The 22,694-nt window shown below is 54.3% G+C and carries 11 protein-coding genes; 6 read left to right on the forward strand and 5 right to left on the reverse strand.

Annotated elements, in window-relative coordinates:
* Positions 1–179 precede the first annotated feature (179 nt).
* The gene (locus ACSYSO_RS00440) at positions 180–2,387 is read left to right on the forward strand and encodes a cell wall-binding repeat-containing protein (protein ID WP_491701782.1); all 2,208 of its coding nucleotides are present in this window, start codon (positions 180–182) and stop codon (positions 2,385–2,387) included.
* 46 nt (positions 2,388–2,433) lie between these two features.
* Here the strand turns inward: ACSYSO_RS00440 and ACSYSO_RS00445 are convergent, their stop codons facing one another.
* A complete protein-coding gene (locus ACSYSO_RS00445) occupies positions 2,434–3,336 on the reverse strand; it encodes a glycosyltransferase family A protein (RefSeq protein WP_489760270.1) in 903 nt (300 codons plus the stop codon).
* Between the two features lie 103 nt (positions 3,337–3,439).
* Positions 3,440–4,627 carry a nucleotide sugar dehydrogenase gene (locus tag ACSYSO_RS00450; RefSeq protein ID WP_489760269.1) on the reverse strand — a complete coding sequence of 396 codons (1,188 nt, stop codon included), beginning with the start codon at positions 4,625–4,627 and terminating at the stop codon, positions 3,440–3,442.
* 244 nt (positions 4,628–4,871) lie between these two features.
* Here ACSYSO_RS00450 and ACSYSO_RS00455 point away from each other — a divergent pair, with 244 nt between their 5' ends.
* Positions 4,872–10,112, forward strand: coding sequence for an Ig-like domain-containing protein (locus ACSYSO_RS00455; RefSeq protein WP_489760268.1), 5,241 nt, complete (start codon positions 4,872–4,874; stop codon positions 10,110–10,112).
* A gap of 196 nt (positions 10,113–10,308) precedes the next feature.
* Positions 10,309–12,102, forward strand: coding sequence for a cell wall-binding repeat-containing protein (locus ACSYSO_RS00460; protein WP_489760267.1), 1,794 nt, complete (start codon positions 10,309–10,311; stop codon positions 12,100–12,102).
* 186 nt (positions 12,103–12,288) lie between these two features.
* On the opposite strand, the gene ACSYSO_RS00465 is transcribed toward ACSYSO_RS00460, so the two are convergent.
* Entirely contained in the window at positions 12,289–13,992 is a 1,704-nt protein-coding gene (locus tag ACSYSO_RS00465; protein WP_491701783.1) for a cell wall-binding repeat-containing protein, read from the reverse strand.
* A gap of 407 nt (positions 13,993–14,399) precedes the next feature.
* Between ACSYSO_RS00465 and ACSYSO_RS00470 the strand changes: the two genes are divergently transcribed.
* The 3 genes from ACSYSO_RS00470 to ACSYSO_RS00480 are packed head-to-tail and all read left to right on the forward strand — an operon-like array spanning position 14,400 to position 19,482.
* Positions 14,400–16,763, forward strand: coding sequence for an RICIN domain-containing protein (locus ACSYSO_RS00470; protein WP_489760285.1), 2,364 nt, complete (start codon positions 14,400–14,402; stop codon positions 16,761–16,763).
* Between the two features lie 45 nt (positions 16,764–16,808).
* The gene (locus ACSYSO_RS00475; RefSeq protein ID WP_489760284.1) at positions 16,809–17,798 is read left to right on the forward strand and encodes a glycosyltransferase family 2 protein; all 990 of its coding nucleotides are present in this window, start codon (positions 16,809–16,811) and stop codon (positions 17,796–17,798) included.
* Between the two features lie 37 nt (positions 17,799–17,835).
* Positions 17,836–19,482 (forward strand): glucosyltransferase domain-containing protein, encoded by a 1,647-nt coding sequence (locus ACSYSO_RS00480; protein WP_491701784.1) that lies wholly within the window; start codon positions 17,836–17,838, stop codon positions 19,480–19,482.
* Positions 19,483–19,580: 98 nt separating this feature from the next.
* On the opposite strand, the gene ACSYSO_RS00485 is transcribed toward ACSYSO_RS00480, so the two are convergent.
* Both ACSYSO_RS00485 and ACSYSO_RS00490 read right to left on the reverse strand, forming a co-directional pair.
* Positions 19,581–20,678 (reverse strand): acyltransferase, encoded by a 1,098-nt coding sequence (locus ACSYSO_RS00485; RefSeq protein WP_489760281.1) that lies wholly within the window; start codon positions 20,676–20,678, stop codon positions 19,581–19,583.
* Between the two features lie 88 nt (positions 20,679–20,766).
* A complete protein-coding gene (locus tag ACSYSO_RS00490) occupies positions 20,767–22,488 on the reverse strand; it encodes a glycosyltransferase family protein (RefSeq protein WP_491701785.1) in 1,722 nt (573 codons plus the stop codon).
* Positions 22,489–22,694: the final 206 nt, after the last annotated feature.

A 22,694-nucleotide genomic window follows, 5' to 3' on the forward strand; every position in this document is an offset into this window, starting at 1 on the left:
GTGCATGTGTGGGCGTTGTTGATTTTGATTGTTAGCGGTGGTTTGGTTGTTGGTTGTTTGTGTGTTGGCTGGGTGGGGTGTGTAAGCTGGGTCACGTGGATGGTGTGTGTTGCTGTTCATGTTCTGCTGACTGTGTGGTTGGTGGGAGAGACTTTCCTTTTATTTGTTAGGGAGTGTTTGTGGTGTCTTGGTATCGAAATGTGTCTAAGGGTTTGGTGGCTGGTGTTGCTGCTGGTGCTGCGTTGGTTGTTTGTTTGGGGGGTGTTGTTCCTGCCTCTGCTGATGAGGTGAGTGGTCAGGATAGTGCTGCTGTGTCTGGGGTGACGGCGCCTTATGTTGATGGTCAGCAGTCTGCTAATCCCCAGTCTGATGGTGGTGCAGCTACTGGAGCTGCGAGCGAGGGGTCCAGCGATGGTGCTGCTGTTGCGCCTGAAGACAGCATTGGCAGTAAGGCAGTGACGCCTGATGCGGATAGCTCGATGGGTGCGGGTTCGTCTGAGTCTGATAGCGTAGCGCCTCGGTCGTCGTGTGTGCCGGATAAGTCTACGATTCGTCAGTGCTTCCCGGATATCAATTTTGCCAAGCGGGTAGCGTGGAGGACGGGTGGGCAGTTAGATTCTGTACTTACTCGCAAGATGATTAACAGTGTGACGTGGTTTGCCACAAATGGTGTTGGCGGCGGGGACATGAGTCTGCTTGATGGACTTAAGCCTATTAAGAGTATTGAAGGCGTGCAAGTATTCACCAATATGACTGAGTTTGGATTAACTGGACAGTTTGCTGGGACTGACATATCGCCGCTGTCTGGTTTAGCGAAGCTTAAAAAGGTATATCTTGAAGGGTCTGAGCATCTTACTGATTTCAAGCCACTGTATGGTTTGAAGAATCTAACCTCTTTGGCTCTTGCCCAGAGTCGGATTCAGGATGTGTCTTCGCTACGTGGTTTGACGAATCTGACGTGGTTGGATCTTTCTAACAATCAGGTTAGTGATGTGTCGCCGTTGGCTGGTTTGACGAAGCTAACAACCTTGTATCTTTCTAACAATCAAATTCGTGATGTGTCTTCGTTGCGCGGTTTGACTAGGCTAACGTGGTTGGATCTTTCTAACAATCAGGTTAGTGATGTGTCGCCGTTGGCTGGTTTGACGAATCTGATGGAAAACTTGAGTCTTTCTTCTAATCAGATTCGTGATGTGTCTCCGTTGAAGGGTTTGACGAAGCTAACGAACTTGCAGCTTGCTCACAATCAGATTCGTGATGTGTCTCCGTTGAAGACTCTCCTTGAGGCAATGAAACCAAATAGCGGCTCTTGGTTGGATTTGAGCTATAACTATATTACTGATTTTTCTCCGATTCAGGGTGCGGGCTGCCAAGGTAAGTTCCGGGCAGTATGGACGGATCATCAGAATGCGGGTCTGGCTCCGAAGCGTCTTGCGGGTAACTTGCGTTATGATACTGCGGGTAAGGTTGTGAGTGAGGCGTTCCCGAAGTCTTCGTCTACGGTTGTTTTGGCGAGTGGCGGTAATTATCCTGATGCTCTTGCTGCTTCTGGTTTGGCTGGTGCGTTGAACGCTCCGGTCATGTTGACTGATGCAACTGCGTTGTCTAGTCAGGCTAAAGATCAGATTACTAGGTTGAAGCCGTCTCGTGTGATTATTGTTGGTGGTACTGCTGCTGTGTCTAAGAGTGTGGAACAGTCTGTATCTAAGCTGGTGCCTGCTAAGGGTGTGACGCGTATCGCGGGTTTGACTAGGTATGATACGGCTTCTCAGATCATGAGCGTAGGTTCGTCGAAGCTTGGCGCGAAGTGGTCTGATACTGCCATCGTGTCGACCGGTGGTGGGTTTGCTGACGCGCTCTCAGTATCTCCTTACTCATATGCGAAGAAGGCTCCTATCTTCCTAGCTGATAGTAAGACCGGTCTGACTGCGAAGACAGTGTCTGCTGTGAAGTCGCGTGGTTTCAAGAAGGTGATCATTGTCGGTGGCACCACTGCAGTACCAAGCAAGGTGGAAACGCAGGTAAAGTCTGCCGGTGTGAAAACTGTGGATCGTGTGCAAGGCTGGAGTCGGTATGCGACGAGTGAGGCTATTGCTAAGTATGCCGTCAAGGATGGGACGCTTGGTGTTTCTAATCCGGTGTTTGCTACTGGTGCTAATTTCCCTGACGCGTTGGCTGGTAGTAGTCTTGCTGGTTCTAAGAAGAGCGTACTGGTGCTTACGAATCCGTCTGATATTAAGGATAAGGATGTGTCTGCTACGTTGAGCTGGATTGGTCAGAGCAAGAGCAGTGTTAAACAGGCTTACATTCTAGGTGGTACTACCGCGGTGAATTTGGGGATGTCTGCCACCATTTCGGATGCTTTGAACCTGTGTCGCGAAGAGTAATTTGTTGCTGAGCTGTAGGGGTTGTGCGCACACCAGCACACAACCCCTATAACAGCTCATCCAGGCTGGGGTCTTGGGTCAGGCGGTCAAAGTCGAACTGCTCGCCGCGCTGGTTGAAATCGGTGATGATGCGCTCGAGCACGGCGTCGTTGCCGCCATTCTCGGTGTTTTCGTGGCACAGGGCCTCTTCTTGCGTGCCTTCCACGTAGGTGAGGAGCTGGTTGGTGGTGGCTGGCACCACGGGAATGGGCTCTGGCGCCTGCAGTTGCATCATTTTGAGCCAGATGTCGTCCGTGGTGGGGCACAGTGCCATAATGCGCTTCGGGTCAAAAGTTTGCGCAGGCATAATGTGCGGCGGGAACAGCGTACCTGCGCCGCTGGTGGCCAGGAAACGCAGCGAAGGATGGCCTACTAGGGCCGGGTGGAAATGCGGAGCCTCATAGATCCAATCGCTGTACTGCTTACGCGAGCCGTCCGCGTTGAAGGTAATGAGATGCGTGCGGCTGGCAGAGATGGCGTTCGGGAAGCGCTCATATGAGGCCATGAGCTCGCTGATCATGGTGTTGGGATAAATCAGATCGTCGTCGACGGTAATGATGATGTCGTCGGCAAACTCTTGCATGGCCCAAAAATACTTTTTGTGCGGCTTAAGATCTTCATCTACCCAGCGCACCTGCACATCGAACCCTAGCATCGCGCGCAAGCTCTCGGGCAGGTCACGTTCGCGGCCGGGGAACTGAGATTCGCACAGCCACAGCACCACCGTGTCCGGCAATGTGCGCTGAGCAAACAGCGACTGAATGGCGGTGTGCACGGTGCCGATGCGCCCCGGGTACGAGGTCATGGACACAATGATTTTCGGGTGGCGCGGCCGCAGCATACGGCCGGCTCGGGTTCCTAAGCGGCGTGCTTTGTTGCGCCACGTGTGAAGCCGGTCGTTGTTGGGCATGTCTCTCCTACTGTGTGTTGGCTCGTGTGCCTAAGTGCTGCAGTACGCGCGGCAGGTTTGGTGCACGGCTGATGCGATACACCAAACTGTGGGAAGGCTGCGGTTACTCTTCGCTGTGCCACAGGTCTCGCGTGTACACCTTGCCGGCCACGTCTTGCAGCTCGTCGGTCATGCGGTTGGAGACGATGAGGTCGCAGTCGCGTTTGAACTCCTGCAAATCGCGCACCACAGTGTGTCCATTGAATTCGCTGCCTGCCAGCGGCTCGTAGATCACAAAGTCAATGCCTTTGGCTTCGAGCTTGGCCATGATGTCTTGGATGGAACTAGCGCGGAAGTTGTCGGAATCCTTCTTCATGACCAGCCGGTAGATGCCCAGCTTCTTCGGCTTGAGCTCGGCAATCTGGTCGGCGATGAACGTTTTGCGTGTCTCGTTGGAATCCACCACGGCTTTGATCAGCGTTTGCGGCACGTCTTGGTAGTTGGCCAGCAGCTGCTTGGAATCCTTGGGCAGGCAGTACCCGCCGTAGCCGAAGGATGGGTTGTTGTAGTGGCTGCCGATGCGCGGGTCAAGCCCCACGCCCTTGATGATTTGTGCGGCATCCAGCCCGCGGGAGGCGGCGTACGTGTCCAGCTCGTTGAAATAGGAGACACGGACGGCCAGGTAGGTGTTGGAGAACAGTTTGATGGCTTCCGCCTCGGTGGAGTGCAGAACCAGACTGGGAATGTTCTGGTCTGCGGCGCCCTCTTTGAGGAGGGCGACGAACTGCTCGCCGGCTTCGTGCAAGGATTCCTCGCGTCGCTGCGGTAGCCCCACCACGATGCGGGAAGGGTGCAGGTTGTCGTCGAGCGCGTGGCCCTCGCGCAGGAATTCCGGGGAGAATATGATGCTGAGGTTCGGGTACTGTTGCGAGATTTTTTCGGTATAGCCCACGGGCACGGTTGATTTGATGACGATGTTGGCCGTGCAGCTCTGGTCGCTCAACCGGCTCAACTCATGCTCGATGGAGGACGTATCGAAGTAATTCTTGATCTCGTCGTAGTTGGTGGGCGTGGCGATGACGATGAAGTCAGGCTGTTCGTAGGCCCAGTCGGCATCGGTGGAAGCTGCCAGGTCAAGATTGCCTGATTGCAGGAACTCGGTGATGGTGGCATCGCGAATCGGCGAGATGCCGGCGTTGATGTCGTTGACTTTTTCGGGGATGATGTCGAGTGCGCGAACGGCATTGTTCTGTGCGAGCAGGCAGGCCAGTGAAAGGCCTACGTACCCGGTGCCTACAACTGTAATGTTCATGGTCTCTCAGTGTACTTATGGTTCCAGCCAATCGGCCGCAGGGGAAATTGGTTCCGGCGATGGTCCCGCAGATTCGGAATGTGACCTGATAGTATGACATAGAACACATTTTGGGTATTCTGCTGCGAGCTGCAGATCGCCGGTGAGCTTCGTTTGAGGCTGAGTGCTGTTGTTACCGGTTGCTGCAGTGGTGTTGTGTGTGCGGGGAACGCTCGTCTGATTTATGGTTCAGGGAGAGTTTTGTATGCGAGAGAAGAAGAGTCTGCAACAACGGTGGGGTGCGCTCTGCGCAGGACTTCTGGCGGTGGGGATGATGGCGGTTCCTCTGCCGGCACAGGCCGATGAGCTTGAGAGCGGAGCCAAGATTACGGACGTTAGCGAGTCCCGCGCGGAAAGTACGGGAACGAAGGCCGCGCCCAATGATCTGATCACCGATAAGATTGACGACGTACTCGGTACTGGTCCGAGTGTGCGGCATGTCGACGGGCCGGAAGCGCAATCGGATGCTGAACCGCGCGGAGGTACATCAGAGAATGTGCCAGCCGGCGCACGTAGCGAAGCGCCAATCGCAGCAGCACGGGGTATCACGTTCCTTGATACGGCAGAACAGGAAGTGCCGCAGCAGTCTCCCTCATATGATGGTGACGCGATGGCTGTAGACTTCGATACCTTTGGCGATGCCAATGTGGCTATCGATGGCGTGCGCCAGAACTATACGGCTGCGATACCATTCTGGTGTAACGCTTCCAACGATGGAGGCAAGTCGCTGCACCTGTGCTACCGAAACACAGATCTTTACAATCAAACCGCGTGGCATGCTGCCACAGGTGATCATCTTTCCATTATTGACGGGAAGCCGCACGTCATTTTCGATGATGAAGCGGTAACCGCCAAGATGAGTACGTTCTTGAACACCGGTGCGTTGCAACTGGCGATGGATAGTTGGAATAAGTTGCTGGGCAAGGATTTCTTCCTCGTGAAGTCGCGGATCACGTTCGTTTCCGGTGGCGAGGCAGGTAAGTTTTCCGCCGATGCAACGCGCGATTACTTGCAGTATATACAGCTCGCCGAGCTTAGCAGCGATGTTTATGCGGGTTCCGCCAATCAGTACGTCATTAATCTGAATCTAAAACAATATGACGACGATATGGCTTATTTTGACGAGGAAATGACCAGTACGGGAATCATTGTGGGTTCCATATTCTCTAGGAAGAGCGATACCGACCCAAAAAACCGCGGAGTAGGAGTGACATGGGGTTATTCATGCGGTGGCTACGTTACTGAATGCATCACTTCCTCAACGAAGGAAGGTGCACGGAAAAACTGGGCTGATTACCAGGTGCGCAGTTGGGCCAACACGCTTGAACATGAAATGGGACACCTCTTGGGGTTGAATCACCCTGCCAATGGCCAGAAGGATACCTATAACCCCAACGAAAACAATACTGGAATGGTCAACATCTATGGGCCGTTGATGATGCAGTATCAGCGTGATAATTTCGATTCTATGCTCGACAGCAGCTTGGAGACATCGGTGGAATACCGTATGATCAAAGACCTTATTACCGCCGGCAAGAACTACATTCTCAGTAACGAGCACCAGAAGTCGGCGGTACTGCAGCGTAACATCAAGGTCAATGTCACTGATACCAATGGTGTCGCCACTGCCAAACCGGCCCCTCTCGCCTCCCAGATGCAACGAGTTGGCTATTACGGTTCATACCGTCAATATTCCGGAAGCACATGTCCTTCAACAGGTGCCAGCACACGATCCGCTACGGCCGTGATGGGTACAGGCTCGATAACCGGTCTGTGCGACGCGTGGAACCCAACCGGGCCAATGCCTGCCGTTGCCGTACCCAAGCTGGCGGGGTATAAGGTGTCGATAGACGGCGGGAACACGTGGTCAGACAGCGCGACGATTCCTGCGTACTCTCCCTCTGAAGCGAAGTTAAGGCCGGTATGGGTGGATGCTAGTTACCGAGCCTGGGTGGTGTTTGGCGGTAGGAATTGGCCAGTGGAGAATTTCGGCCTCACTAACCCGCCTGATGTGCAGGTGACATATAAGCCGGTGGCCGTGTCGGCCGATGAGGTGAGTGCCACCACGGATCAAGGCAAGAGCCCGACGCTTCCCGCCCAAGTCAAGGTGCACTACGGTGACGGCTCTGCACAGATGAAGAATGTGACCTGGGCTGCGCTGGATTGGGCGCATCAGGCTGCCGGAACTGTCACTGTGACCGGTACGGTTGCTGGTGAGCCGTCGCTGACGGCCCGAGCCACGGTGAAGGTGGTCGTGGTACCCACTCGAATCGATGAGGTCACGGCACGAGTCGATCAGGGCAAGTCACCGTCGCTGCCCACCACCGTTACGGTGCACTATAGTGATGGTTCGCAGGCTTCGAAACCGGTCCAGTGGCAGAGCAAAGATTGGGCGCACCAGTCGGCAGGTACTGCAGATGTATACGGTACGGTCGACGGCATCAGCGCGCTGAAGGCGCATGCCACAGTCACTGTGGTAGCGGTGCCGACTGCCGTTGGCGATGTGGTGGTAGCCATTGATCAGGGGCAAAAACCGGCGCTCCCCGCCCAGGTCAAGGTGCGGTACAGCGACGGTTCTGTAGTCCTCAAGAACGTGACTTGGGAAGTGAAGGATTGGACAGCTCAGCAGCCCGGTAAGGTGACTGTTACCGGTACCATCGCCGGCATTGGGTCGCTGAAGGTGCACGCCATCGTTACCGTTAACGCGATTGCGATCGAGGCTACCTGCGTGCAGGCGACCACCAATCAGGGGCAAAGACCAGACCTTCCCTCAACGGTGCAAGTCGCCTATAGTGACGGCTCCACCAAGGTGAAGACCGTGACTTGGAAGTCCGTAGACTGGGCGAATCAGCAACCCGGTACGGTGGATGTGACCGGCACGATCGAGGGGATTCCCTCACTCGTGGCACACGCATACGTAACAGTGAAAGCTGTGCCGGTTTCCGTAGAATCGGTGACAGCTCGCGTGGACCAAGGGCAAGCGCCCCAGCTGCCCGCTCAGGTGAAGGTGACGTACAGCGATAAAACCACAGTCCAAAAGAACGTGACTTGGAACGAAGTGAATTGGGCGGCTCAGCAGCCTGGAACGGTTGACGTGCCTGGCACGGTTGCCGACATTCCAGCATCGCTGAAGGCTCACGCTAAGGTGACTGTGGTCGCCATCCCGGTGTCTGTTGAATCGGTGACTGCGACGGTGGACCAAGGCCAGGCTCCTCCCCTGCCGTCTCAGGTGAAGGTGACGTACAGCGACGGCACCACGGCGATGAAGGCAGTGACGTGGGATAAGACTGTGGACTGGGCGCATCAGCAGGTTGGTACGGTCAACGTGTCTGGTGTGGTTGTCGGCGTTCCTACGTCGCTCAAGGCGCTCGCCAAGGTAACGGTGAAGGCTGTTCCGGTGTCAGTAGAGCGCGTGACTGCGACGGTGGACCAGGGCAAGGCGCCCACGTTGCCGGCCCAGGTAAAGGTGACGTACAGCGATGGTACCACGGCGATGAAGGCAGTGACGTGGGATAAGACTGTGGACTGGGCGCATCAAAACGTTGGTATGGTTGATGTTCCTGGTACGGTTGCTGGTGTTCCTGCCTCCCTGAAGGCGGTTGCTTCGGTGAAGGTGAATGCTGTCCCCCAGAGCGTTGATCCGGTTAGCGCAACGGTTGACCAGGGCAAGGCTCCTTCCCTACCCGCGCAGGTCACGGTTCGCTATAGTGACGGTTCCACGGTCAAAAAGAACGTGACGTGGGAGGTTAAGGATTGGACGAATCAGAAGCCTGGTACGGTTAACGTTTCCGGTACGGTCTCTGGCATTCCTGCTTCTCTGAAGGCGCTCGCCAAAGTGAAGGTGAATGCTATTCCGGTTGCTGTGGAATCGGTGACTGCGACGGTGGATCAGGGCAAGGCGCCCACGTTGCCGTCTCAGGTGAAGGTGACCTATAGCGATGGTACTACTGCGATGAAGGCGGTGACGTGGTCGAACGTGGATTGGGCGCACCAGAGCGTTGCTGCGGTTGATGTGTCCGGTACTGTTGCCGGTGTGCCAGCTTCCCTGAAGGCGCACGCATTGGTGACGGTGGTGGCTGTGCCGGTTTCGGTTGACCCCATCGAGCTGACCGTGGACCAGGGCCAAACGCCCAAGCTTCCTGCTCAGGTGACGGTGCGATATAGTGACGGTTCTTCTGCTCAGAAGAACGTGACATGGGACAGCGTCAACTGGTCGAAGCAAAAGGTCGGCAAGGTCAACGTGGGTGGTAAGGCGGCTGGGGTCTCCCAGTACAAGGCCCAAGCCGCGGTGTATGTGCAGGCTGCCAAGCCAAGCAAGCCAGTAACCGAGCCTGCTAAGCCTCAGCCGAGTAAGCCGACTCCGTCTCAACCAGCTCCGTCGAAGCCTCAGCCTTCCAAACCGGCTCCTAGCAAGCCTTCGTCTTCTCAGCCCAGTGTTGGTAAGCCGCAGCCGTCTACTCCTGCTGTGCCTGCTGCTCAGCCTGGTCTATGCCGTCTTGCTGGTGCTTTGCGTTATGATACTGCGGGTAAGGTTGTGAGTGAGGCGTTCCCGGGTAGGGCTTCTACGGTTGTTTTGGCGAGTGGTGGTAATTATCCTGATGCTCTTGCGGCGTCTGGTTTGGCTGGTGCTCTTAATGCGCCTGTCATGTTGACTGATGCCACTGCGTTGTCTAGTCAGGCTAAAGATCAGATTACTAGGTTGAAGCCGTCTCGTGTGGTTATTGTGGGTGGTACTAGTGCTATGTCTAAAAACGTGGAACAAGCAGTGTCTAAGTTGGTGTCTGCTAAGGGTGTGTCTCGTGTTGCTGGTTCTACCAGGTATGATACGGCTGCAATGATTTATGAGCAGGGTGTCAAGCTTGGTGCGAAGTGGTCTGACACCGCCATTGTGAGTACTGGTGGTGGGTTTGCTGACGCGCTCTCAGTGTCTCCCTACTCGTATGTGAGGAAGGCTCCTATTTTCCTGGCTGATAGCAAGACTGGTTTGACTGCTAAGACGGTGTCCGATGTGAAGGCTCGTGGGTTCAGGAAGGTCATTATTGTTGGTGGTGCCAAGGCTGTGCCGTCTAAGGTTGAGTCTCAGGTGAAGAGCGGTGGTGTGAAGACCGTGGATCGTGTGCAGGGTTGGAGCAGGTATGCGACCAGTGAGGCTATTGCCAAGTATGCCGTCAAGGATGGGACGCTTGGTGTTTCTAATCCGGTGTTTGCTACTGGTGCTAATTTCCCTGATGCTTTGGCTGGTGGTAGTTTGGCTGGTTCCAGGAAGAGTGTACTGGTGTTGACTAATCCTGCGGATACCAAGGATAAGGATGTGACGGCTACGTTGTCTTGGATTGGTCAGAGTAAGTCCTCGATTAAGCAGGCCTACATTTTGGGTGGTACGAGTGCGGTGAGTAAGTCAATGTCTCAAACGATTTCCAAGTCGCTGGGGTTGAAGGCTGAGTAGTTCACGCTGAGTTATTTGGTTGAGGGTTGGCCTGCGTATACGTTATGGCTAGCCCTCAACTGTTGTATGAGTGTGTGGGTGTTGTGGATGTCGGCGTGCTGCTATGAGAGCTGCGTAAGATGGCGTGTGAGTGACAGGTGTTGCTCGTGTTCTGTTGAGTTGGCAGGATAGTTTCTCGTATGCGAGGGGGACTGGTATGGCAGGTTGGTATAGGGGATTATTCAAGAGACTGGTGGCTGGTGTTGTAGCTAGTGTGGCGCTGGCTGGTTGTTTGGCGGGTGTTGTGCCCGCGTCTGCTGATGAGGTGAGCGGTCAGGCTGCTGCTCATGTTGAGACGCTGCGTCCTCGAGGTAGTGATTCGGATGATATTGTTCGTGCTGCTTCTACCTGTACCGTGGGCGTGAGTACTATCAGTCAATGCTTCCCCGATAAGAATTTGGCGAGTGCGGTAGCCGCGCGGTTCAATGTTTCCGTGTCATCGAAGCTGACCAGCGCCCAGGTGGCCAATACGACTGCGTTTGGTGCGCGTGACAGCAAAATTGCAAGTTTGCAGGGCATGCAAGTATTCACCAACTTGGAGTCCTTGGATTTTTCCGGTAATAGTATTGTCGATCTCTCACCGTTGGCTGGGTTGACAAAGCTGACACTGTTGGGCTTGCAAAATAATAAGATTACTGACACGTCTGCGTTGCGGCGCCTGACAAATCTGTCAATGTTCACCTTGTCCAACAACCAGATTCAGAACATCTCGCCGTTGGCTGGCTTAACGAAGCTGACGCAGTTGGAACTCAACGGTAATCAGATTCGGGATCTGTCTGCGATGGCGAAAATGACAAACCTGAGCTATGTGTTGCTCGATCACAATCAGATTCGTGATGTGTCTCCGTTGAGAGCGCTGCTTGAGGCGATGCAACCCACTCAAGATGAGTATTCAACGCTTGATTTGAGTAATAACTATATTACTGATTTTTCTCCGATTCAAGGTAAGGATTGCCAAGGTAAGTTCGGTCAGGTAGTGACGGATCGTCCGTTGAAGCGTCTTTCCGGTCAGCTTCGTTATGATACTGCGGGTAAAGTGGTGTCGGAGGCGTTCCTACAGACAGCTTCAACCGTGGTTCTTGCGAGTGGTGGTAATTATCCTGATGCTTTGGCTGCGTCTGGTTTGGCTGGCTCGTTGAATGCTCCTGTCATGCTCACTGATGAGAATACTCTGTCTAGCCAGGCTAAAGACCAGATTACTAGGTTGAATCCTTCTCGCGTGGTTATTGTTGGTGGCACTAGCGCGGTATCGAAGAGCGTGGAACAGGCTGTGGTTAAGCTTGTGCCGAAGGGTGTGACGCGTATTGCTGGGAGCACGCGCTATGACACTGCAGCGCAGATTATGAGCCAAGGTAAGTCTGTACTTGGTGCCAAGTGGTCCGATACTGCCATTGTGAGTACCGGTGGCGGCTTCGCTGACGCGCTTTCCGTGTCTCCGTACGCCTACGCCAAGAAGGCTCCGATTTTCCTGGCTGACAGTCAGGACGGATTGGACTCCAAGACGGTGTCTGATCTGAAGTCTTACGGTTTTAAGAAGGTCATCATTGTTGGCGGCACTACGGTTGTGCCGAGTAAGGTAGAAACACAGATGAAGTCTGCTGGAGTGAAGACTGTAGACCGTGTGCAGGGTTGGAGTCGTTACGCGACCAGCGAGGCGATTGCTAAGTATGCCGTGAAGGATGGGACGCTTGGGGTTTCCAACCCGGTGTTTGCCACCGGCGCCAACTTCCCTGACGCTCTGGCAGGCGGTAGTCTTGCTGGTTCCAAGAAGAGCGTGCTGGTACTCACCAACCCGGCTGACGCCAACGATAAAGATGTGTCAGCTACGTTATCTTGGCTGGGGCAAAGTAAGGCCAGTATTAAGCAGGCCTATATCTTGGGCGGTGAGAATGCAGTGAGCAAGTCGACGTCGCAGAATATCTCAGCTACCTTAAACCTGTATTACGAGTAGAAGCTGGTACGGCTCAACAGCTGTTGCCTGCGAGGGTTCAAGAATGCTCAATAACTCTGGTATTCGCAGGCACAGCACCATGCCGCTGTAGGTATGTAAAAGGGGTGTGCGCGTAATAGCGCACACCCCCTACTGTTGACCGTACCGGCCAGTAAAGCCGGTGTTTGGCTATGCAGTTATTTGCAATTACTGCAGGTTGAGAGCGAGCTTGTCAGCAATGGTGGAAGCAACAGTTGAGCTTACTGCGTTCTCGCCGCCGAGGACGTAGCCATGCTTGATGCTGCCCTTGCTCTGGCTCATCCAGTTCAGGGTGGCCGTCACGTCAGCATCGTTGGTATCAGCTGGGTTGGTGAGTACCAGCACGCTCTTCTTGGAACCAGCAAGACTGCTGCCGGCAAGCGCGTCAGGGAAGTTGGCACCGGTGGCAAACACCGGGTTGGAGACTCCAAGAGTACCGTCGTTGACGGCATACTTGGCGATGGCCTCGCTGGTGGCGTAGCGACTCCAGCCCTGCACGCGGTCGATGCTCTTCACACCGTTGTTCTTCACCTGAGACTCAACGGTAGCCGGGACAGCGGTAGTGCCGCCGACCACAATTACCTTCTTGAACTTGTATGCTGCGATATCCGCGACAGTCTGGTCGTCCAGGCCGGTCGCGCTATCGGACAAGAAAATGGGAGCGTGCTTGGCATAGGCGTACGGGGACACGGAAAGCGCATCAGCGAAACCGCCACCGGTGGTCACGATGGCCGTATCAGACCATTCTGCACCCAAATGTCCGGCCTGCTCGTAGATTTTGGCGGCGGTGTTGTAGCGGGTACTGCCGGCGATGCGGGTCACGTTCTGCGCCGAAACCAGCTTATTTACAGCCTGTTCCACGTTCGTGGATACTGCAGCAGTACCACCGACGATAATGACACGAGACGGCTTCAAACGGGTAATCTGTTCCTTGGCCTGATTGGAGAGCGTATTGGCGTCAGTGAGCATGACCGGGGCATCTAGCGCACCAGCCAGACCGGAGGCGGCCAACGCGTCAGGGTAGTTGCCGCCGCTGGCGAGCACCACCGTTGAAGCTGTCTTCGGGAAGGCTTCATTCGCAACCATGCCAGCAGTGTCGTAGCGAAGTGTTCCGGACAGGCGGGTCAACGATGGCCTGTTGGGGTCAGGCTTGTTGGCTGCGGCCGCTTCGCTCACCGTTTGTGTGGTGCCCTTGCCGACATCGTAACCGATTTCCAACGCGCAGACGGTGCCGCCAGTCAATGATCCCTTTTCAACCGTCTTGCAGCTTAGGCCTGCAATATTGGCGAGAGGACTCACCTCGGTAAGGTAGTGGCCGTAGCCCTGTCGCTTGCTGCCCGGCTGGGCGTTGAGTTCGCTGGCCCACAAATCAATCGGGCTGGAGCCTGCGCTGCTGAACGCCAGCGCCTCAGGGCCGAACGCAGCGTCGCCTTTCTCGTACTTGGGTGACTGGAAAAGATTGTATGCCTTTTCTTGTGCCCAATCCGGTGCTCCGTTGTACATGTTGTCGTGGCTCAGGTTGCCGCCAGCGTTGGCGAGCTCGGTGGCACGGGTCTCAGCCCATTTCATGAGATCGGAATTGACTTTGAGTTCCGGCTGTGGTTTGCCATCTGTACCTTCGAGAGGAACTTGGCTTTCCTTCATCACCGAGTTGTTGTCGGCTTTCTGGGCGGCGACGACCTGTGCCTGTGTAAGCGGTGTGCGTGATTTGCCACGCAGAGTGTTCAGCTGCTGCAAGTAGGTCAGGTTGGTCGTGGTCTCATTAACGGTGGCTGCTTGGGCTGATTGCGTGCCGACAAATGCTGCTCCGCATGTCAATGCCAGAGCTGCAGCGAGGGCTGTGCCTCGTTTGAAAAATACTGGTATGTGCACTTTTGCTCCTTACGTTATTCGTGACTTACGTCACGGTCAATAGTACTCAAAACGTTCGCTAGATTCCTGCTTGCTTACGTGTGCATAGTGCGAATATGTCGTTATTTTTAAAGTAATTGAATATTGCTGAATATTAAGGTTTTGCAAGCGTGAGGAATTAGAGGGCTTAGTTTACACTTTTGGTATAGGGAAAAGAATATATCCAAATTATGAATCCTGTTTGTTGTTGATTGTGATTTGGAATCATATGTAATACGTTAGAGGCGGGTGCGATGATGGGATTTTTGGTGCGGTCGTTGATAAGCAGTGTTTCATGTTTGGCGCTTTTTGTTACCGCAGGGTTCACGCTGCCCGCGAGTGTAACCGCTGAGGGAACTGGGCGCGATACTGTAGTGCAGAGCAGTGAAATGCAGTCCGGTGTGCAAGGTGGTGTCTCTACTATCGGCGACCAGGCCACGGCGACTGCGGATTCGATGCCTGACAACCCTTCACAACCGCTTCCGGACAACGTGGCCAAGAACGTTCCAGACGATTCTGTGGCGGTTGCAAAGGATTTGGTGCAGACTCCGAATGGCGAGCTGAAGAACATCGAGACCGGCCAGACAGTTACTGATCCGGCGTTGGTTGGCACCCCGGAGCAACAGCCTGATCCGTTGCAGAAGACTGATGGTGAGTCTTTCATTCCTGTTGCTGTTGAGAAGGTAAAAGATTCATTGGTGCAGGTGGGCAAGACTGATGCTGCGGAGGGTAATGCAGACGTGCATGCTGGTACCGGTACCAGCGCACAAGGTGCTGTAACGTCTAGCGCATACGTTGCATCTTCTCGGCTTCCTGCGCAAATCTTGAACACGAGCACCGCACAACCAAAAGTAGAGCATGCGGCATTGCAGAACAACCAGTATGGTGCCTATTGGGGGTCATACAAGGGCACCCCGGCGTTCTTTGAACGAAGTGGTAACCTCTTTGCGCAGCAAGCCAAGGGGGTTATTGACGTCTCTGAGCATCAAGGTGAAATTAACTGGAATGCGGTCAAGAACTCCGGTGTGGAAGGCGCGATTATTCGCATCGGCTACGGTTGGGGTAATGGTTTCGATGAAAGAGCCCAACGGAATATCAGTGAATGTAAGCGTTTGGGGATTCCTTTCGGCATTTACCTCTACTCGTATTCGTACGACAACAACTCGGCTACGGCAGAAGGCAACAACGTAGTCTCGTTGCTGCGGCAGGCCGGTGTGAAGCCATCGGATTTAAGTTATCCGGTATTTTATGATTTGGAAAACTGGACTTGGCGAGGCCATACACATCCAACCACACCGGGAGTGTATAACGGCATTGTCAATTCGTGGTGGAGCCGCTTGCAAGCCGCAGGGTACAACAATCTTTCGGTGTATTCCTACACTTCGTACCTGAACAACGAGTTGAACTCGAATAATATCCGTTCCAAGACCCGATGGGTGGCGAGCTACGGTGCACGTACCGGGTTTGGTTATTCCTCAAATGACCGCGGTTGGCAGTACACCAACGAAGGTGGCGTAGCCGGTATTAGCGGGAATGTAGATCTCAATGCGTTCGGCAACGCGCAATGGGTGGATTACGACCCGGCAGGTGTCAATCTGAACAGTTTGGGCAACAAAGTAACCAACCTGAAAAACGGGAATTACTACATTCTTACGGCATACAGCAGCAAGAATAAATATCTGGTAGCAGACGTGACCGGAGGCAGTCACAACAACGGCGTGCAGCTCGACACGTGGACCTACAACGGTCAACCCAACCAGCAATTTGCCCTCAAAGGGCTTGGCAACGGGCAGTATAGCATCCAAGCCGTGCACAGCGGCAAGGTGGCTGATGCGTCAGGGCCTTCCCTGCGCAACGGTACTGCGATAGTGCAGTTCCCCTCCAACGGGCAGTCCAATCAGAAATGGACCATATACCGTAACAACAGCGGTATCAGTTACATAGCATCGGTGTACGCCGGTAACAAGAACCGCGTGTGGGACATCACTGGTGCCAACAGCGCTCGAGGCACCAAGCTTGAGCTGTGGGCCGCGAACGGGCAGGCCAATCAGCAGTTCAGGTTGGTACCAGTCGGCGACTATCAGCCCGGTAAGAACGGTTGGGCGACGGTGAACGGTGTGAAGGCCTGGTTCGACAACGGTGTGCGCGCACGCTCCAAGGAAGTGTATGACCCATCCAGCAAGAGCTGGTACTGGTTCGACGCGAACGGCAACTTCGTAAAGGGTTGGCAGACGCTTCCCGATGGTCGGCGCGTGTACTACGACAAGAGCGGACACATGCTGCATGGCGAACAGCGAGTTGATGGCGCGTGGCGGTACTTCGGCAACGACGGCAATATGGCGGTCAATAAGGACGTGCACGTCTGGTCGAACGGTGGCAAATGGGTGCGTTACGACAAGAACGGCAAAATGGTATACGGTGAGGACTACCGGTTCGGCGGGTGGTATTACTTCAACAAGTCAACCGGTGCCATGTCCCACGGTTGGGAACATCTCACTTCAAACGGGGGCAAGTGGGTGTATTACAGCACCGCCAACGGCAAGATGGTGACTGGCGAGCAATACATAGACAACAACTGGTACTACTTCAACACCTACACCGGTGCTACGGTGTACGGATGGATGAAACTGCCGTCGAACGGCGGCAAGACCGTGTACTATGATCCGGTGATGGGGTGGATGACAAAAGGCTGGCGCAAAATCGACGGCCGTATGCGTCATTTCAATGAGGTGACCGGTGCTCTCATGAACTGATGGCACCCATGGTCTAGACTGGAAAACATGAGTGGCAACGAGCAGATGAATGATGAAGCGAAGCGCAGCAAACCGGTAACGACAGGTCATGCTGCGCCACGCTTGGCATTTGTGCTCCCCTGCTACAACGAAGAGGACGTACTCCCAATCACGGCACCCATCCTGCGTGCCAAGCTTGCCTCGCTTAAGGCTCAGGGAGCCATAACGGCAGATAGTTTTGTGGTACTGGTGGACGACGGTTCCAAAGATGCCACATGGCACTTGATCGAAGCTTTGCACGAGGAAGAAAGCGCTATCCATGGCGTCAAGTTCTCGCACAATCGCGGGCACCAGAATGCCTTGTATGCGGGGCTGATGGAGGCGTTGCGTTTGGGGTGCGACGCCGCTGTTTCCATGGACGCCGATTTGCAGGATGACCCGAATGCCGTCGACGAAATGGTTCAGGATTACTGCAGAGGGTCTGACATCGTGTACGGTGTGCGTGACAACCGCGACACGGACTCATGGTTTAAGCGCAACACTGCTGGAATGTTCTATGCCACTATGGCTTGGCTCGGTACCGAAACCGTTTCAAACCATGCCGACTACCGGTTGATGAGCCGGGAAGCGTTGGAAGCGCTGTCTCAGTACACCGAGGTCAATCTGTTCTTGCGTGGCATTGTGCCGTCTCTTGGCTTCCCCACCTCCAAAGTGTTCTACAAGCGCGGGGAGCGTGCTGCAGGAGAGTCTAAATATCCGTTGACCAAAATGGTTTCGTTCGCGTTGGAAGGAGTGACATCCTTCTCGGTGAAACCTCTACGCATGATCACCACCACTGGTGTCATCTCCGTAGCAATTGGTCTTGTTATGCTTATTTACGTGCTGATTTCACTATGTACTGGGCATGCCGTGGCAGGCTGGGGATCGCTCATGTGCTCAATGTGGATTTTGGGCGGTTTGATCCTTTCCGGCATTGGTGTGGTAGGCGAGTATGTGGGGCGCATTTACATGGAAGTTAAGCAGAGACCGCGCTATATTGTTGAAAAGCGTATCTGATTTAATATTTACTGACTCAAACAGAGGGTACATACCTATGGCACATAAGCCGGAACAGCGGTCGAGCTCCGCAATTTCGCATAAACAAGAAGTCGTCATCACGCTCTTGGCGTTGGTGCTCAACGTCGTAGCGTTCATGCCCATGCTGAGCAGGATGCATTTCTCGGTGGACTCATACCATCTCATCGCCAACCAGAATGCGTTCTGGTACCTACAAAATGGTAGGTATACCTGGTGGCTGATAACCATGCTCACCGATAAACTCGGCTTGAACCTGGTGCTCAACCAACGTATTTTTATGGTGCTGGCAGTGCTGGCATTCTCCGCATCTGTTGCCATGCTCACCATGACGTTCTCGCGGCTCAGCGGCATTGAAGGTTTCAAACGCCGCTGCAGCTTAGTTTTGGTGCTTTCTCTGGTGTGGATCAACGTGTTCGTCATGGAGTTTATCCTGTTCCCCGAGAGCGCTGTTTCTGCAGCGTTCGGCTCCTTGTTTGTCACTCTGGCCGCTGTCTTGACACTGCGCAAGCCCACGGTGTGGTCAGTGCTGGGGAGCGTGATGAGTTTGCTGGTGGCGTTAGGCTGCTATCAGAGCCTGGTAGGTTACTATTTGGCGTTTGTGCTGATTGGGTGGTGCCTCGATCGAAACCGCGGTGTAGCAGCAAAGGCTCGTATGCGTACGGTGGCACGGTGGGCGCTCGCGTTGGCGATTGCGGCGTTCGGTTCGTTGTTCAACGTCGTAATCGTGAAATTCCTGATTCGCATCGGATACATCGTCGACCCTGGGCGCGGTGCCAAGCTGAATATTCGCACGATGCTTGGCAATATTGCTACGGTCATTGCTTACCAGCCGTCCATGCTCAACAATGCTGACGGTTTGTTGCCAAAGTTCAGCGTCACTCTGCTTGTGGTCGGGCTTGTGGCGTTGGCTGTGGTTTCGGCGATGAAATGGAAGAACTTGCCTTATCTGCAGCTGGTTTGCGCTGTGGTGGTCTCGTATATCGCTGCTTTTGCGCCGCACTATATTGAGCAGAATGTGCTGCTCACTCCGCGCAGCAATATGGCGGTATGGGCTGTCTTCGGCGCCACGGCAGCTGTGCTGGTGGTCTCGGTGTTCCGTCGCTACCCGGACGGTACCGAAGGCGAACTTGCGGTCGATACTGCGGGCCATCAGCCTGCTGACGGCGCTGGTGGTGCTGACGGCGAGGTTGTGCGTGCGCGGCAGGCCAATAGCAGGACAGGAAAGATCGCGACCATGAGTGTGACGGTGGTGGCTCTGCTGGCGGTAATCGGCAGCTGCTTGTCGCTTTCCGATATGGCATATGACACGTTCATCAGCAATGTGCAGGATCGTGACTACGCTGCACAAGTCATTGACCGCATTCATGAATACGAGCGTGAATCCCACCAGGAAGTGACTTCCATCGCCATTACACCTGATACCAATGTGAACGTGAAATATGGCAGTGTGCGCTACCAGAACCATGAGCTGAACCGGCGCATCATGAACACACAATATTCCAACTTCGAAATGCTTAACTATCTGGGTGGCATGAACCTGACGAAAATCGACATGCCGGCTTCTGTGTATGAAGCTCATTTCGAAGGTAAAAACTGGAATGGCATCGACTTGGACGAACAACTCGTCTTCTCAGGGCACGATGCCTACCTGGCGCTCTACTAGTCGGATCTGTCAGAGTGTCAACGGTTGGGGCTGGGCGGACCAAGTGTGAGTCTGAGCCGCGCGTGCGTGCTGTATTATATTGCGCGCACGGCTCACGCTTAAAACAGGAATTTGACTGCCGGGATGCGTTTGCCGATGAGACTGATTACCGTGCCAACCGCGAAAATTAGCAGTACCAGACCTAGGTTGGCAGGCAGCGAGACACTGCTGAACAGTGCAAAGCGCTTAGCGGCATTGCTGAGCGTGTAGATGAGCATGAGGTGCAGATAATACACACCAAGCGTATTGGCTCCAGTGGTGCTGATGATGGTGTCAAGCCACACGGGAAGGTGCCGCACCTGCAGGAACAATTGGAAAAGCACGACGGTGAGGATAAGCACCGTTGTGCTTTGGTAGCCGTTCTCCACATAGAAGGCAACGTTTTTGGTGCGTGCTTGGTAGCGCTGCAGTCCAAAGAGCAAGGCGAAGTCCAATACCCCTCCGACGATGAGCGCGGTATTCATCAGTGCGGTGCGTTCGTTGCACCAGCGGCGCAGTGTACAGGCGATGTGATTGGAGTACCCTCCGATCACGAAGTAGACGAAGGCGTAGCCGTAACTGCCCAGTAGATTGTAACCGTTCAATGAGGAGAAGATGTCACCAAGATGGTGGCCAGAAGATGTGGAAATGATATCGCAGAGATTGTTGCCGAGGGTGACACCGAAGATGAGTGCTGCGAGTATAGCAGTGATGCCTGCGAGATAGCGTCGGCCTTGTTCATGGTCGTAGGCAATTTTGATGAGCGGGAAGATGATATAGATGGAAAGCAGAGCATTGATGAACCAGAAATATCCCAGCGGTGCAGCCTCGTAGGAGCCGCCGAGCAGATATGCCGGCACATCCTTCCAACTGATGGCGGCATGGTTCAGCACGCTCATAATCGGTAGCGTGATGAGCTTCCAGATAAGCAGTACCGCCACCATGCGGCCGATTTTGTGCACGTGCTTGGGCATGGAGAAGCGCCCGTTCATGAGCAGATAACCGTTGACCATGAAGAAGAGCGGCACCCCGACCGTAGTGAACGTTGTAGCCGCATTGCTCAATGTGGTGTTATGCATGAACCCCGAATAGAACGAGTAGTGGATGAGGATGACCAAGAATATTGCGATGGTTTTGGCCAGATCCAATCCAGCGATACGGCCTTTACTGGTGCCCACGATGTCTTTCTCCTTGTAATGCGTATATGCAGCTTACCTTCTATGGTACGGCGATAAATCACCAACTGACGAGATAGCGGCTCTGAAGTTAGCGTGCGTTGGCTGGATGAGGAACCGATTCGCGGCTCTGCTGGTGCTCTGAGCGTCGCTCCTTCCACCGTTTGGACAGCTGTGCGCAGCGAGAGCAGAACTGGTACAGGCCGTATACAGCTAAGTCCAAGATGATGGGTGAGAATGAGTACAGATACCGTGAGCGGGTCTCGAAAAGCATGAGGAACAGCGTGACCCCAAGCATGCATAGCCGCAGGAAGGTAAGTATTGCTGTCTGGTTGTTCCTGTCCCGCTCTGACTTGTACCAATGCGGTTTGAGCGCGGCGAAGAGCAAACCGATAAGCACGGTAAACCAGACGCATTGTTCAGCCAGGCGCAGCATGGAATGCCGATGCGGGCCAAAATAGAACACGTTGCGTAACGTTTCTGAGACGCTGCCCAGCGGGTTGGGGTACCGGTACTGCTCAGGCACGGGAAACTCTCCGCCGGCCTCGCGTCCGGTGCCGAAGGTGCCGTCCGAGAACGTCATGGAAAGCTTCTTGACATAGAAACTCACGAGTTCACGAGGCGACATGTTGTCGAATCGCTGGCGTGCCAACTGCAGATCAGCCTGCTCACGCGCCTTTACGGTGCCGTGGCTGGCGGAAAAGTCAACGTCATGGGTGTTGAACACCCCATATTGCTGAGGGTTGATGCCCATCATCAAATAGTGCGTATAGCTGAAGGAATCCTGCTTGTCGACAGGAATATCGATGGCTCGCTGGAGCGCTGGCATGGCGGCTCCAACCCATAACGCACTGAGGACGACCAGTATACCGAGATTGGCAAGTACCCGCTTGGCTGTCCGAAGTCGCAGCAGTATACGCAGCAATTCAGATAGCACCAAAGCAACGGCGAACACCCAAATGGTTGGCTTGCACATGCTGCCCAATGCTATGGCGAGTGCGGCACCTGCAAAATACAGCGCTGAGACAACCGGTCGGGAAGCGTGTATGGATTTGATGTAACACAGTACCGCGGCGGCTACAAACACGGTCAGGTAGGTGTCAGTGTAGGGAACGCTCACCCACGATGACAGTGAGATGAGTACGGTGTACACGCCGAACAGTGCGTATGTGGCCATGGGCTTGTGCAGCAGTTCCTGGACAGCTGCTGCGGAAAGCTGCCCGGCTATGGTCACGCACAGTGCGCCGATGCTGGCCAGTAGCATTGCCGGGTTTATGCGAATGAACAAAGCAAACTTGGTAATCGCTACCATGTATCCCTCAAAATACACGTTATTAGGGTAGGTGTTGAAATACCAGCGGTACTGGCTCAGATCTTTGCCTTGGGCAGCGTCTTTGGCGTAATCGAGCATGAAACCGGGGTCCCATCGCAGCATGTACTGAATGGAAACGATGATGAGCACCTGTACGGCGAACACCAACACACTGGCGAGGGCTGTGCACAGAAGTGGTTTGGTACATATAGCGGTAGGCCAGTGAAGCTTCCTTGCTGGCTGCTTATTGCTGGTCGCGCGCCAGATGGCCAGCGCGCAGCATGCGGCCACCGCCAGTACTGCTACAGCGGTGGCTATAGGATTATCCGTTCGGTAGAACGGCAGTTCCAGTACCTGCTTATGTATGGCGTATTTCACCACTAGCACTATCGTACAGAGGGCGATGGCGAGTATGCCATACAGCGATGTGACTGTCGCTGCCAGTATGCTGCCGGTGCGGTATGCCCATCGTTTTGCGCGAATCGGACGTGGTGTTCCCATAACTCAACCTTCTCAAGTGATGCGGTCAGAGAATGTGTTTGACTATACGACCATACTGTACGCGAGGATTGTTGCGCGGAAGGTGAATGCGCGCGTCGGAGCGAAGCAGACGAGAGCGACTTATCAGACGCTGCGAGTAAACATATATGGTTGAGCAGTGAAATGATGCACTATCCGATACTGTGGGTGCGAGCCATAGTGCAGGT

The sequence above is a fragment of the Bifidobacterium sp. ESL1130 genome (assembly GCF_058507935.1).

Coding starts and splice junctions, on each gene's coding strand:
- ACSYSO_RS00445 (WP_489760270.1), bottom strand. CDS start 3,336: ATGCCCAACAACGACCGGCTTCACACGTGGCGCAACAAAGCACGCCGC.
- ACSYSO_RS00450 (WP_489760269.1), bottom strand. CDS start 4,627: ATGAACATTACAGTTGTAGGCACCGGGTACGTAGGCCTTTCACTGGCC.
- ACSYSO_RS00455 (WP_489760268.1), top strand. CDS start 4,872: ATGCGAGAGAAGAAGAGTCTGCAACAACGGTGGGGTGCGCTCTGCGCA.
- ACSYSO_RS00460 (WP_489760267.1), top strand. CDS start 10,309: ATGGCAGGTTGGTATAGGGGATTATTCAAGAGACTGGTGGCTGGTGTT.
- ACSYSO_RS00470 (WP_489760285.1), top strand. CDS start 14,400: ATGCAGTCCGGTGTGCAAGGTGGTGTCTCTACTATCGGCGACCAGGCC.
- ACSYSO_RS00475 (WP_489760284.1), top strand. CDS start 16,809: ATGAATGATGAAGCGAAGCGCAGCAAACCGGTAACGACAGGTCATGCT.
- ACSYSO_RS00480 (WP_491701784.1), top strand. CDS start 17,836: ATGGCACATAAGCCGGAACAGCGGTCGAGCTCCGCAATTTCGCATAAA.
- ACSYSO_RS00490 (WP_491701785.1), bottom strand. CDS start 22,488: ATGGGAACACCACGTCCGATTCGCGCAAAACGATGGGCATACCGCACC.